Source organism: Soonwooa purpurea (assembly GCF_053891095.1).
On sequence record NZ_JBSSMA010000015.1, the window covers coordinates 66,396 to 80,539 of the forward strand.

At 32.9% G+C, this 14,144-nt stretch carries 17 protein-coding genes; 1 reads left to right on the forward strand and 16 read right to left on the reverse strand.

Going from position 1 to position 14,144, the window contains the following annotated elements; genetic code table 11:
• Positions 1–479 precede the first annotated feature (479 nt).
• The 11 genes from ACVFVN_RS12665 to ACVFVN_RS12715 form a co-directional block, all read right to left on the reverse strand.
• On the reverse strand, positions 480–2,624 hold the full coding sequence (locus ACVFVN_RS12665) for a DEAD/DEAH box helicase (RefSeq protein WP_456235547.1): 2,145 nt from the start codon (positions 2,622–2,624) through the stop codon (positions 480–482).
• Positions 2,621–3,937: an ATP-binding protein gene (locus ACVFVN_RS12670; RefSeq protein ID WP_456235548.1), complete on the reverse strand. Its 1,317-nt coding sequence runs from the start codon at positions 3,935–3,937 to the stop codon at positions 2,621–2,623. Before ACVFVN_RS12670 ends, ACVFVN_RS12665 begins: the two co-directional genes overlap by 4 nt.
• Positions 3,930–5,927 (reverse strand): tellurite resistance TerB C-terminal domain-containing protein, encoded by a 1,998-nt coding sequence (locus tag ACVFVN_RS12675; protein WP_456235549.1) that lies wholly within the window; start codon positions 5,925–5,927, stop codon positions 3,930–3,932. The genes ACVFVN_RS12670 and ACVFVN_RS12675 overlap by 8 nt, the downstream gene beginning before the upstream one ends.
• A 12-nt stretch (positions 5,928–5,939) precedes the next feature.
• Positions 5,940–6,830: a BRCT domain-containing protein gene (locus tag ACVFVN_RS12680; RefSeq protein ID WP_456235550.1), complete on the reverse strand. Its 891-nt coding sequence runs from the start codon at positions 6,828–6,830 to the stop codon at positions 5,940–5,942.
• A 210-nt stretch (positions 6,831–7,040) separates the two neighbouring features.
• Entirely contained in the window at positions 7,041–7,559 is a 519-nt protein-coding gene (locus ACVFVN_RS12685; RefSeq protein ID WP_456235551.1) for a type II toxin-antitoxin system VapC family toxin, read from the reverse strand.
• A 5-nt stretch (positions 7,560–7,564) separates the two neighbouring features.
• Positions 7,565–7,912, reverse strand: coding sequence for an STAS-like domain-containing protein (locus ACVFVN_RS12690; protein WP_456235552.1), 348 nt, complete (start codon positions 7,910–7,912; stop codon positions 7,565–7,567).
• A gap of 3 nt (positions 7,913–7,915) precedes the next feature.
• Positions 7,916–8,773 (reverse strand): ATP-binding protein, encoded by an 858-nt coding sequence (locus tag ACVFVN_RS12695; RefSeq protein WP_456235553.1) that lies wholly within the window; start codon positions 8,771–8,773, stop codon positions 7,916–7,918.
• A gap of 66 nt (positions 8,774–8,839) precedes the next feature.
• A complete protein-coding gene (locus tag ACVFVN_RS12700) occupies positions 8,840–9,403 on the reverse strand; it encodes an ATPase (protein ID WP_456235554.1) in 564 nt (187 codons plus the stop codon).
• Between the two features lie 98 nt (positions 9,404–9,501).
• The gene (locus ACVFVN_RS12705) at positions 9,502–10,113 is read right to left on the reverse strand and encodes a hypothetical protein (RefSeq protein ID WP_456235555.1); all 612 of its coding nucleotides are present in this window, start codon (positions 10,111–10,113) and stop codon (positions 9,502–9,504) included.
• Positions 10,114–10,138: 25 nt separating this feature from the next.
• The gene (locus ACVFVN_RS12710) at positions 10,139–10,495 is read right to left on the reverse strand and encodes a hypothetical protein (RefSeq protein ID WP_456235556.1); all 357 of its coding nucleotides are present in this window, start codon (positions 10,493–10,495) and stop codon (positions 10,139–10,141) included.
• 7 nt (positions 10,496–10,502) lie between these two features.
• Positions 10,503–10,823, reverse strand: a complete 321-nt coding sequence (locus ACVFVN_RS12715; protein ID WP_456235557.1) for a hypothetical protein — start codon at positions 10,821–10,823, stop codon at positions 10,503–10,505.
• Here ACVFVN_RS12715 and ACVFVN_RS12720 point away from each other — a divergent pair.
• On the forward strand, positions 10,822–11,070 hold the full coding sequence (locus tag ACVFVN_RS12720; RefSeq protein WP_456235558.1) for a hypothetical protein: 249 nt from the start codon (positions 10,822–10,824) through the stop codon (positions 11,068–11,070). The two genes, ACVFVN_RS12715 and ACVFVN_RS12720, sit on opposite strands and share 2 nt — an antisense overlap.
• Positions 11,071–11,256: 186 nt before the next feature.
• Here the strand turns inward: ACVFVN_RS12720 and ACVFVN_RS12725 are convergent, their stop codons facing one another.
• The 5 genes from ACVFVN_RS12725 to ACVFVN_RS12745 form a co-directional block, all read right to left on the reverse strand.
• Positions 11,257–11,610 (reverse strand): hypothetical protein, encoded by a 354-nt coding sequence (locus ACVFVN_RS12725; protein WP_456235559.1) that lies wholly within the window; start codon positions 11,608–11,610, stop codon positions 11,257–11,259.
• Between the two features lie 7 nt (positions 11,611–11,617).
• Entirely contained in the window at positions 11,618–12,268 is a 651-nt protein-coding gene (locus ACVFVN_RS12730) for a hypothetical protein (RefSeq protein WP_456235560.1), read from the reverse strand.
• A 141-nt stretch (positions 12,269–12,409) separates the two neighbouring features.
• Positions 12,410–12,766: a hypothetical protein gene (locus ACVFVN_RS12735; RefSeq protein WP_456235561.1), complete on the reverse strand. Its 357-nt coding sequence runs from the start codon at positions 12,764–12,766 to the stop codon at positions 12,410–12,412.
• A gap of 13 nt (positions 12,767–12,779) precedes the next feature.
• On the reverse strand, positions 12,780–13,127 hold the full coding sequence (locus ACVFVN_RS12740; protein WP_456235562.1) for a hypothetical protein: 348 nt from the start codon (positions 13,125–13,127) through the stop codon (positions 12,780–12,782).
• A gap of 1 nt (position 13,128) precedes the next feature.
• On the reverse strand, positions 13,129–14,144 hold a 1,016-nt coding region (locus ACVFVN_RS12745; protein ID WP_456235563.1), incomplete at its 5' end, for an RHS repeat-associated core domain-containing protein.

A 14,144-nucleotide genomic window follows, 5' to 3' on the forward strand; every position in this document is an offset into this window, starting at 1 on the left:
GACTAATTGACGGAAGGAGCTTTGTTGGATATTGTAAAGGCCGATGAAAAAATACACTGAAACTATTTGCCTATGAAACTAGCGTATTTTTGAATTGGGATTGAAACAAAGCGTTGGCATAAGCTCCTGGAGGATTGAAGGAATACTGCTATGCGCGTGAGTGAAAGTGGCTGATTGCGTGAACTATTTTTTTATTTTCTATAAAATAGTTTCTCGCAAGAAGCTACTGTAACGATTGGCAAAGGACTACTCTATCTGCATCTTTTTTGTGCATCCTATAAAATGGGTGGGTTGGGAGAAAAGCGTTGGCAAAGCGTAGGCACAAAAGGGCTCTGCCCGTTGCTAGGGAAGCATTTAACATAATCTAAAATTATAGGCATACCTTGTTGGCAGTTGCAGTAACGATGTGGAAGCAACCCCCGTAGCGGCTGTGTATGAGTATAATTTCGATTATGTTATTTGCTGGGGGAAGGCGGTGTTTATTTTGGAATATTAATTATGAGATTTATGTGATTAATAAACTCTTTACAATTATGAAAATCATAATAGGAAGATTTTAGTATTTCAATTTGAAATTTTAGCGGCAAAAACTTACCGAATTTTGAGAAATCCAAAATATCAGGTTTGTCTTCCAAAAGATTTGACAAGATCAAGTCAAAATCTATGATAGAATTTTGTAGATTTTTCAGTTTTGGGATAAACTCTTCCAGAGGAGTTTTTATTTCAAAAGAAGAATCTAAGTCAGAGTAGATATTCCGAACCCCTAAAGTATCAAAAATAAGTCTAAGCGTTCTGTTTACTTTTGAACCTGTAAAAGAGTAAAATATAAGATTTTTGTTGGTTGAAAGCAAAGGCCTTTCTTTGGTAATATCTGAAAAATCAAAAACTGAAAATTCTTTTTGCATTTCGAATATAACATTCTGACTTGGTTCATCAAGAAAATCATATTCTTTTTTAGAAACCAGTACTTCCAGCATTTTATCTCTGATTTTGTCTGCAATATTGGCACCATTGCCTTCAAATATTGGTTTCTTACCATCTTTCGCAGGTGCTACTTCAATTTTCTTCGATTTTAAATCAATTACTATGATTTTCCAGATTCTTGCAGATAAGTAAATATTCTCATCCTCTCTAATCTGTAGGGTTAGTGGAATTTCTCCTACCTTATTTCCTTTATGAGATACTTTGAATAAATTTTCGGTTTGAAAAACACTGTAAAACTCTCTGTTATTAACAACGTTCTCTCCTTCAATTCCTAAAATTAATTCTTTACCAAGTTGTTCAAGAAGGTCTTTTTTAACCAAGAATGCAATGATTTCTTCGATTTCAGTTTCTGATATATTTTTGAAAGCACAATTATGATGTAATTCACTGAGCAAATTTTCTTTTGACATTCCGGAACTGCCTTTTACGATGGAAAGCATCTGGTGAAGTAAAATATCATAAGGTTTTTCATTCAAAGAAACCGGCTCAATATATTTTTCATCATATAAAAGCCAACAAGCAACTGATTGTAATAATGTCCAACGATTAGTCGCATATAAAAACAAATTACTTGCTCTGTCATCTCTTCGTCCGCTCCTTCCGACTCTTTGGATTAGAGAAGCAATACTGTGTGTGGCATCAATCTGAACAACCTGGTCCACACTTCCAATATCAATTCCCAATTCCAATGTAGAAGTACAGGCAATACTGAAATTTTCATATTTGTTATTCTTTGCAAAGAATTCTACATATTCCCGCACTTCTTTATCTACTGAAGAATGATGGGAAAAGTAATTCTGATGTCCTCCGACTTTATCAGAAATTTTTCTCAGTTTTACAGCGACTTCCTCAACTCTTCCCCTGGCATTTGGGAAAATCAATGATTTGCTATTTCTTGTCTGGATATATAAATCTTTTAATAATTCAAGAGGCAATTCTGCACCGCTGCCTTCAAAATATCTAAAGACTGCATTGATAGGTTTGGGATTTGTATCTCGTATAATTTTAGTGTTCTCGATGTCTCCCAGAAAACTTTTCAGTTCTAAATATTGATTAGAATCACTAACGGTTGCAGAAAGTGCAATCGTTTTGAATCTGGTTTTATTTATTTTTTGTAACCGCGATAGAATAGATTGTAATTGAATTCCTCTGTCTGAACCTAAAAAAGAGTGAATTTCGTCAATTACTACATATTCTAATGACGCAAACAAATGTTTTACGTTATAGGGTTTATTCACAAACATTGCTTCTAAAGATTCCGGTGTAATTAGAACGATTCCGTTCGGATTTTTCAGCAGTTTATCTTTCTGACTTTTGCTCGCCTCACCATGCCATTTGGTTACACTGATGTCCAAATATTCACACAATTCTTCAACACGCCGGAATTGGTCATTAATCAAAGCAATCAATGGGGAAATGTAAAGCACTTTAACACCCTCTTCTATACAATCTGTTCTTGATAAAATGGGTAGAAAAGCAGCTTCTGTTTTTCCAGAAGCTGTTCTGGAAATTAACACATAATTATTCTCTGTGCTTAAAATTCTTTGAATTGCAGCTTCCTGAATTGGTCGCAAACTTTCCCAGCCTTTGTCTCTGATGTATTTCCTGATAGGTTCAGAAAGTAGATTGAACGCCGTCATAATTCTTCAATACTATCCAGAATATTCAAGTCATTTGGACGCTCGTCTTCGATTTCAATATCTCCAAACAATTGCTTTTTATCTACATTTGGATTTTGTCGTATGATATTAAGAATATTCAAGAAATCACGAATAACTTCTCTAGGTGTCAGGAACTCTGAAGCTCCAGGTTTATTAAACATTTCTTCCATAAAAGCAGAAATCTCTTCATCAGAAATACTGATTTCAGTTTTATAATTGAAATCGAAGATTAATTTCAATTTTTTCAAAAGAACAAATATTTCGTTATGGTCCAAAGGCGTAAGTTTGATGACAGGCTGTGCAAAATCACGTATTTCCAAGGTTTCAAATTTATTGGTCTGCAATCTGGATTTTAATGCCTGGTAACTAAACAAACCTCTTCTTTCGTTTTCAAGAAATTCTTTTGTACCGGCAAAATTGATGAATAGATTAGATACCTTTCCCTGGAAACAGTCATTGTAAATCGTAAGAATTTTTTCATAGTTTTTCTCACGCATTACGGAGGTAGAAATTTTGTAAAGGTTGATAGCTTCGTCAAGATTTATCATAAATCCGCTATATCCCATACTTACAAACAGTTTGCAGAAATTTTTGAGCATATCATAAAAATTCTGGTCATTGATAATCTCCCGCACACCCAAATCCTGCCTTGCTTCGGTCTTTGTTTTATATTCTCCTTTCAGCCACTTTAATGCATTCCTTCTTAAAAGTTCATCATTTTTGATATAGCCTTCGTAATATTTAACGATAACTGAACCAAAGTCAAAACCACCTACTTCTGTGATCTCGTTAATGGTTTTCATTATATTATTTTTAATTATCCCAAGATATTCTTCATTTCGAATATCAACCAATGAAATATTGTTTTCCTGCGCAGTTTTTGAAATAACCTGTTCTATCCATTTTTCTAATAATGTCTGCAAAGCACCTCCTTCCGGCTTAGTCTGGATAGAAATATTATCCATAATTGCCGAATATAATAAGACACTTTTTCCATCATTAGCATAAAGGCGGTTATCCGGAGTAAAGTCTGCATTTGCAACCACAAATTTTTGTTTTAGTGCTACTGTATTAAGCAAATGAAGCATAAATGATTTACCGCTTCCAAAATCTCCAATCCAGAATTTTGCAATACTGTGTCCGTTCTTTACATCATTCAGTGCAGTAATAAAGGCTTCTATCTCTTCTGTTCTCCCTACTGTAATATGCTGCACTCCAATTTTCGGAACAACTCCTCCTACAAGAGAGTTAATAATAGAGGTAGCTTCTTTTGGTTTAATATTATCAATCATTGTTTAATAGTTTTTTGTAATAATCTGGGAATATGGTAAAATAGTCATCTTCTTCTTCAATCAATACATCATCCAGTGTTTCATAACAGGATTCATTTATTGAATCAATCACCGAACTCATCATTTGGTTTTTGCTTTTCAATACTTCTTCCAATTCATTCTGTGGAACGCTGAAACTGTTTTTTTCAAAGATTTCTAGTACCTCTTTCTGAAGGTCTGAGAGGTGTAAATCTGAATTAAATCTTGATGTAGCTGATTCTGTATTATCATCGCTGGTTATATGAATATGAACTTCTTCGGTTTCATTTTCTTCTATGGAATCAGATGTTTTTACTTCATCATCCAATTCGTCTTGAAGATATTCATTCAGAAGATTGACCGTTCCTGAATGCTGTTTTTGAACTTCTTGTATCGAATTTCTATCGATGACAATTTTTTTTCGCTTTGGCTCATATACAGAAGATATTCTGTTCAAAGCATTTTCAAGTTGCCTGTCTTTAATAAAATTATTTAAAATTTCTTCAAAATCTCTCAATTGCTCATCAGTTTTAAAAAGACTTTTCTGAATGGTCTTATTCATCTGCTTGTTATCAAACTTTGACGATTTCAAATCGGAATCTATGTAATAAACATAAAGCTTAAGAGAACTTGGCTTGTCCAGTTTCGCCATAAACTTAGAAGCTTCAAAAAAAACATTTTCTACGGAAGGATTTTTTATGTTTTCCTCGGCAAGTCTGATAATTTGATTTTCAAAATCGGCTGTATTCGTATAAGTTTGTGTTATTGTTTCAAATTTAGATTTCCAACGGGTGGTATTGCTTTCGTTCAATAATTTTTCGGTTTCAGTATCAGGAGAAACAATATTCTTTTGGTCATCAATTAAGAACACATCTAATTTTGAAATCACTTTTTCATAGTATGATGTAAAAATTTCAGGTGAATTATAATTAAACTCTGCTGTCAGCTTCCTCTTATTTGAATAAACCTCTCTTACATTGTTTTCACTTAATTTCAAAATATGTCCATAAATTTCACCTTTTACCGAATCAAAAGTATATTTATAGTTTTGGCTGCCTTTTCTATATCGGTAATATTTTCTCACAATCAAATCAGACAATTCATCCATCAGGTTAACAAATGAATTATCACTAGAAACATAATTACTTTGAAGAAATTCCACGGCTCTTAAAAACTGTTTTAGGATTTCAGTTTTACAAAATTCAGCATTATTAAAAACATTAGCTTGGAGCCAAATTCTATTTAGGATTTCTTCTTGTTCAATTGAAAGATTAAGCTTTTTCTTATATTTTTTGCCAAGCTTCCAGTAATCATAATCATATTGATGATTTTTTTCTCTGAAATTTTCAGCTTCGTCATCCATATTATATTCTTCAAGCTTCTTTAGCAGAAATGATACACCATATGATTTTGTTCGAGGAAAAGTATTTCCTAACATTTCCAATTGATCTTCGATTTTTTTATAATCCTTATGAACTTCAAAATCGTTTAATAAATCAAAAAGTAGAATAAATGCATAGTTTGTATTTCCATTAAGAGACAAAACATTCCCCTTTAAAAATTCCGTTCTAAACTTGTAATAAAAATTTCGCTGCTCTTTTGTTGCATGGTTAATTTCATCATAAGAATAGACGTATTGATGCGGCCAATAAGGAACAGAAGAATAAGATGATGACGAAGACGAAGATGGATACTCTGATGTAATTTTAATATTGCTTATCAAAGTACTCATCAAATCAGAGACATCAATAATTGAGTCATCCTTCATTTTAGATTCCACAGAATTTATCTGATTTTTAGGTTGGGATGGGAAGATATCGTTTCTTTTTTCACCATAAGTTTTTTGAGGTTGTAGTTTTATGGGATTAGAACTTGTATTCTCAAAAGTCTCTTTATTTTTAGGGGTTTTCTTTTGGTTTTTGCTTATGGCAATAATAAAAAATAAAATTACCAGAATGATAAAAAAAGTCATATTCTCCTACGTTTATATGGCGTCAAACACATCAAATTCATGAACCAAAACAATGGTATGTCCTGACTTTCTCAAGTCCAATGCTTTTTCTACTTTTCTACCATAGCAGGCGTAGCTCCAGCAAGCATTACTGGTATCGCCAATAATCAAATAATCTGTTTTTTTTGAAATAGAATTTACAGGAATACCTCCTTTATCTTTAATGGCATTCTGAAGTTCAGTTCTGGTTCCTCTGCTGAGAATTCCTGTGACACAGAAGGTTTTATTTTCAAAAATAATCTCAGGATCAACTGCACATATTCCAGAAATATTTATATCTGCCGTTGCTTTATCAATTGATGCTTTCACATCATTATTGCTAAGGTCAACGAATTGCTTGATAAACGCCATCAGTATTAATCTTTCGTCTTCATCAATTTTCTTATCAGAAACCACAGAAAGGACAAGACTTCGTATTTCATCATAAGGATAATAGGAATTCAGGTGTTCATTCTCTGAAAGCCATTCGTGAAGTTTTAAAATCTCCGTATCATTGAGTTCTCCATCAGATAAGATTCCGTGAAAAATTCCCTGAAGCTGTTGTAAATCAGATGTGATCCCATTGTAATAGATACTGTCATGTTCATATTTTTGGCAAAGCCAATAAAGGTCTTCTATAGCCTCCTTTGGTGGAATACCATTCGACACCGTATTATCAATTAATGACATAAATTCCCTAAAAGGATTTCTGTTCACTAAATAGTGGTGTTCTCTTGCCCACAACTGCAGTTCCTTCATCTCATAAGAGTCTATTTTATCATCAGAAATAATTCCTAATAAAATGCCTTTGAGAGAATTGATTGCCTTATCAGCTCTTGCCTTTACAGTTACAATTTGCTGTTCTGAGTTTTCAAAGTTTATCATAGTTTTCTTAAAAATTTAGATTTCAATAAATGAAATCTAACAAAATTAAATTATTGTTTCAGATATAATTTACGGTTTTCCGTAATCACATAATAAAATATGTTTAAACTCTATAAAAATAATCAAATTTTAAGAATCATCCTGATACTATTAACAAAAAAAATCCCAAAAAGGGACTTATATTGAAAAATGCGTGCAATAAGAAAATATTTAATTCAATATGTAAGAATTTCCTGTAAGAATATCCAAACCAGAATTTTTAAAGTCCCCATCATTCGTAAGAAGAACCAAAGATTTTTCCGTACATAAAGATACTGTTGCTTTATCAACAAAATCCAAATCATTTATCGTCATCAAACTTTCAAGCTCCTGATTATTAAATATTTTGCCCTCAATATTGAAACGATTCAAAACATTCCCCTTTATGATGGTATGAATATCATCTAAGGCATCTTTACCTTCCTGACTATCCCGAAACACTTTAAAACTCGCACTCGGATTTAATTTAGAATGTTCAATTCTTAACACCCTGTTAATAACTTCTGAAATAACAAGAAAATCTACATACAAAGAATTTCCCTGTTTTAATAAAGTTCTAAAAACTCTTGCATAGTTTTGCTCAAAATAATGCCTTCCTGTTGGCCAAAAAAGATAAATCAATACATTGGCATCTACAAAAACATTTCGACCTTGAAGCTGAGCAGCATCTTGTAATCTATAATTAGCCATAACTATTAATCTTCTAAAATGTCATTAATACTTCTTTCCAACGCATCAGGGTCTTTATAATAAATCTTAGCTGTATCTACCACACGCTTAAGAGACACTTTGCCAGAATCGGAAATATCGTCCACTGATATATATTTTTTTATTACATCTTCTGGATAATCTTTATACAACTGTCCAACTGCAGTATTAAGAAAAGCAGTTGTAAGCATTTCTATATTCAAGAAAGACAAAATAACTTTGTGACCATTGTCAAATGCTTTTTTGACCAGATCAAACACTTTTTGACCATCTTCTGCTTCTACGCCATAGACATCTCCAATTGTGTTTACTATACTAATTGTTGTACTTTCCATTTTTTAAAATATATCGTTTATATCTATTTCTTCTACCAAAGAATAATTATTAAAATCATCCGTGCAGAATTGCAAATTTACAATTGTTCCTGGAAATGACCCATTAAATATTCTTGTTTCAATTCCCATACTATCAAATTGATAAAATCCATCTCCACTTACAATTTGCATTTTTCCCTTATTTTTTTCTATAAATTCCTTCAAAACAGCCAAGCCTATACCACCTGTTATGCCTTGCTTAGTCGTATTTTTATCCCTTACCGCCCATTCTATCGCCTGATAAGCTTCCAGATTAGAATTAAATCTATTGTTCACTTTTTCCTTAAAACCAATTCCAGTATCCACAATTGTAAATTCAATTCTATTTTTATTTGGAAAAAACTGTCCACAAGTATAAATAAATTTCGTTTCGCTGTGGATTTGGGCATTTACAAAGATTTCATAAATAGCTTCAACTATTTTTTCCTTCAAAGGATCGGACATGTTTGGAAGTTCGGTTCTCCCAATCAGTTCTTCAATTACATATTTTTTAAAATATTTTCCGTCGGAAGGTTTTAACTTTTGATATTTAATTGTCGTATGATTGTTATCACAGATTCTTTCTTTTCCAAAATAAGTAAGAAAATCATTTTTCAGTAAAATTTCTTCTATTTTAGGAGAAATATAATCAAATTGAACATCATTAAGATTTAAAATAAACAAATCCAATATTGCACCTAAAGCAGCACTCATATTTGCCGCAAAAAAAAATGTTAACCTAAGGTGGATATCATCAAAAACCTCATCTTTATTATCCTCATAAAATGAAATAATATCCTGATAACTTGTATATGTGTTGTTAATTGAATTTAGGGTGCTCATATTTCCAAATAAGTTATTCAAAGATATTTAAAAAATAACTTTTTCCTATAATATAATAAATACATCTTACCTCCTCTTATCCCCCGAACTTTCTTCATATCCAAACAAATTGAACATTTCACGCATACGAGATCGAAGGCGATTGCCATATTGGGATTCAATTTCGGTGGCAGAGAGATTGGTGGTGATGTGGGTAATAATGCCTTTTTCTTTGAATAAATCATAACGTGTTAAAAGTATTTCTGCCATCACGTTGCAGTCATTGCCGAAGTATTTGGAAGTGGTTTCAGTTCCGAGGTCGTCAAAGCAATAGGTTTTTGGAGTTCTGATATCGTGACTGAAATTCCCGCGTGAATATTTTTCTAAAACTTCGTAGCCGGACTGCATAAATTCTGAAACTATCCGTCGTGTGGAAATAATTCCAAAGCCTTTTCTTTTAGTCGGGAAATTCTGCATTAGTTTGAAAAGTGTAGTTTTTCCACAACCAATAGGCGCACTTAAAAGGATTCCTTTACTGAGGTCAATGTTCATTTTTTCTGCAACCAACTCATCTTCTAAAAACCAAGCGAGGATTCCGAAGATAATTCCGCGTTCGTTTTCCGGAATTTGGAACGCTTTACCTAAAAGCATTTCTCCCGTTTCATCGGCTTTCTTTTTCCAATGATTTTTTTGATTTTCAGCTTTTTTTAAATCTTTCTTATCTTGTGGAGTTTTGTTTGGTTTACTTTTTAAACGGTTATACTCCGCATTAGCTTTCTCATATTGCCTTGTGCACTTTCTTTAGCTTTCTGGTTTTTATGTTGTGCGTTTTTCCCACCATCATTTTGTTCATCAGGAACATTTACACCGTTTGTATCTGTCTCTTCTTGTGCTGCATCCTCAGTCTTCATATTAGGAGCAGGCAAAGGAGGATAGGCATTATCCGGTTTCTGCATATCGCCATTCAGCATCAAGGGAAGTGCCCATAGTGACCATCTGCCAAGAGTGACTACTCCCGATCCTATTGAATTAAAAATTGAATTCATAATAGATGTCAATGCGACTAGAGTCGCTTCAGAAGTTGTTATTGTATAAGCTATACCTGCTGAAGCAACATTTTTTATTGCTTTATAGGCAGTAACAACAACCCCTTCAAGTTCTTTTGGTTTATTGGCAGTGCCTGTGATACCTTCTTTATCTTTACCATGACCTTCTTGTCCTCCTACATTAGCTTCTTCACCCTCCATACCTGTTGGATCCCAATAGTTAATTGGGTTGTTCCAGACATAACTATAGGCTTCATGAGTGTATTGACTTCTCGGAGAGCTTTTATATTTTACATACATTTTTGCTCTTAACATGTAGTCTGTGATAAACTCATCATTCTTATTTCAAAAGCCCATCCTTTCTAGCTCTTTCTAGCAGATTATTCTTCAAAATACTATCTCCTCTAAAAATATATTCTATCGAATCCCCTTTCTTTTTAGAAATTGAATCCCCTATTATATATGGATATTCTAATAATCCATTATATCCGTCAGAATATTTGACAAATAAAAAATTATGTTCATGAATATTATGATAAATGTCTACAACTTTTGTAGTTCTATTGATTGATAATATTGCATTTTTTGTTGATAAATTTGAAATAGCAGCTAAATAAACAATTAGTAATAGAAAGCTTGTTACAAAAAAATAGATTATAAATTTTATTATTTTTTTATCAGAATCTTGCTCTATCATATTAAAATTATTTTCCAAATACCCATGTTTGAGAAGCTGTCCACATAACAGGAATCCCACCTTTGAGACTGCGACCAACACCTAAACTCTCTGTTGTATAACCAGCTCTATTATCACTAGAATTTCTACCAAAGTTTTCTGGATTAAATTGATCTATAATCTCGTAACCTTTGTAATTTCTATTAAAATTCCCGCCATAAGTTCCACTAACAGATCCCTCTCCTCCAGAGATGGAACGTCCTTTTCCAACAAAATCATAATTTACAAACCTATGACGAGAATCTGTAGGTTTAACAATACCCGATTCCAAACTTATTCCTGCACTCATGCCTAGATTACCATTAAAGGAAAAAAAACAATTTGTTTTGTTTTTGCTATCCGTAACTTGTCCAAATGAAACTCCAAATCCACCTACAAATGCAAAATTAGCATTTGCACTCCAAAAAAAACCACTTTTATTAACGATTATTGTTACTTCCTCTATATTCTTTTCGGCAAAAGTCTGTTGCCCTTTTCCGGCAGCAGAATCATCATATACATTGCCATCTGCAGCATATGATAACCCTCCCTCCTAATGCGTTTCTCCTACGTAAGTAGTTCCTGCAGGAGAAGTTTCCTGATTTTTAGCACTGGGTTTCCATCGAAGATCCTGTGTAGTATTGTCTCTCACCCAATCATCCCCATCTCCTACAGAAGCATCGCTGCTTCCTGCTTCCTCAGCTTCTCGACCATCAGGATCTATAAATCTTATAGGATTATTATTACATAAAGACTGGTGCTAACTTTGAAATTATTTTAATTATACTTCCACTAGAGTTTAGTTCGATTTTGTACAATAAAAAATCTTCAACATTTATATAGCCTTTCCATTTATTAAGAAAATCAATAAACTCACTATCACTCTTATCAAGTATGCTCATTTCCAAAATACTTTCATCAGCAATGATTCCAAAATTCATTTCTAATTTGCACCAATAAACCTCACTAAAAGACATCATTGTAAGATTATTGCCTTCTATTGTAAACTCTAAAGAATCGATAATGCCAGGTTCCCTCCTATTAATATTGATATTTTTAATCACAACATCATGTAAATTATATTTATTTTCTTCCATAGATTATTTATTTATTTGGCCAGCGAGATATATCAAAGATATGCTCTTTCGTTCCATCAATATGAAAATGGCTTCGTTCAGGACCTTTCATACCAGTAGGAGTAGCAGGATCCACCCTTAAATATTCTTTAAATTTTCCATTTTCCATTTTTCCATATGATGAACTTCTATAAGGGCTTTGAATATATTCCTTCGGAATATTTAATCCTTTCGGAAGAATTACTCCTTCTTTCGTTGCTGTAAAAACCCCTTTCTCAGCTGCAAGAATTTTCAAGGCTTTATCTTCTTTTCCTTTAACAACTAGCAAAGGAATTGCTACATATTTTAAATTAGACTCCTCATTAGAAAGCAACATGCCAAGAATTTCAAAAAAACCAGTCCAATCACCAGGACCTCCTATCATTTTTACAGGTCCATCATTACAATGCCCACAAATATTAATAGGAAGAGGAGGTAATTTATATGTAGGTAAATTTATATATGCCCCCTCACTACCAGGCAAAATATTAAAAGTAGCAGGATTTTGTTGCTTTAAAGGCTTTATGTTTGTAATTGTTACCCCTTCAATTTCCTTTGGTTTATTGGCAGTACCTGTGATACCTTCTTTACCTTTACCAGGACCTTCTAGTCCTCGTACATTAGCTTCTTCACCTTCCATACCTGTTGGATCCCAATAGTTAATTGGGTTGTTCCAGACATAACTATAGGCTTCATGAGTGTATTGACTTCTAGGAGGACTTTTCTATTTTACAGACGTTTTTTCTCTGACATCTTGTCAAGGGAGGGAGTCCAGCATATATTATTGAGACTCATATTTTAATATTTTATAAAATTCGTAGTGGTCATTTTTATTTAATCTAAAAACTTGATAGTTGTAAGAATTATGAGGTTTGTATATTGAATCTCCAATTACAACATCATTTTGATTATCTGTACCTACATAAAGAACAGATAAATCGTCAAACCTGTCTGATCCTTTAAATTTAAGTTGAATGTAAGCTTCCCCTCTTCCAATATGTCTTTTACCTTCTACTATTCCTTTAATTTCCGATTGATAAGAATCTTTCTGTAAAGTATTTTGCTTCACAAAAAAGTAGATTAGCAATAGAGCTACTCCTATCAAAATGATAAATATATTTCTCTTGTTTAATTCCATATAGAAAATATTATTAAGGATTTCTTTTTAGTATTTTATAAAATTCATAGTGGTCATTTTTATCTAATCTATAAATTTCATAGTCATAAGAATTTTTGGATTTGAAAATAGAATCTCCGACTTTTAAGTCATCAGAGTTAGGAGTATAAAACCAAAATAAATAATTAAAATCTTTTTCATTTTTATATTTTGCAACCTTAGAATTTTCAAATCTTCCATTAGATTTTATTTCTTCTATTATACCTGACAACTCTGTCCGAAAAAAAACTGAATCATTATTTTGATTCCATATGTAAGCAAAAATCAACATCAAAAATGCTAATAATAAAATTAAAATAATATTTCTTTTGTTAAGTGCCATATTAGTATGATCCTTTTCCTGTAATTAAACCTGAATAATCAGCTATTCGGGATTTTCCATCAAAGCCTATACCTATTCTTGTATTAGAAATAGACACACCAACTCCTAACGAACCCCTTGCTCCAGCAACTATTCCCCCAGAAGTAGTATGCCACCTGCCTAAAACAGGCCCATTATTCGGGTTAGGATCAAAAGAGACTGAATAACTTCCTGTAACTCCTCCTCCAAGTGCTAGGGTACCAGATCCATAAGCCTCCATTCCTACTACTGAACTTAGTGTTATATCTTCTACTTTGCCAGAGAAGCGACTTGCAAAAAGACTAATTCCACCCGACCCACCTAATCCAGCAGTAATACCTCCGCTCATGGTATTTCCAGGATCTATGTATATACCTGCATCTCTTCCTCTTAAAATTAATTCAATTCCTCCTTGTATACCTGTTGAAAAAACAGCTTCCCCAGTGGCATTCATTGTTAGTCCCATTCTATCAGGAATAATAGCTCTTGATAAAGAACTATTCCAAATAGATGATAAAGTACTAGAAATAGTAGAATTAAATTTACCACCACCTCCAAAAACAAAATCTCTGACTGGAGAGGAAGATTTTTGATTATTATTTTTTATATTTACTTCATCTATTTCTGTAGATGTTGTTTTATCAGCGTTAATTGTATAACTTTTAATTCCGCCATCATAAGGCTTTCCATCAAAACTTGCACCCTCTCTTTTATCACCATCTGGACAACAACCTCCGTTGGCATTTGTTTCACCTCCACTACTCGATGAAGTTTCTTCACCCTCCATACCTGTGGGATCATTATATCTTATTGGATTATTGTATACATATCCAAAGGGATCGTGAGTAATTTCACTTAAAGGATCGTGCTGTCCCCATCGTCCAATATCCGGCATATAGAATCTTGCACCGTAGTCGTACATACCACTTTCTTGCAGCTCCATACCATTGTATTTGTAATTGTATGGTATAGAGAGCGGATCAAATACAGGAAGATTTC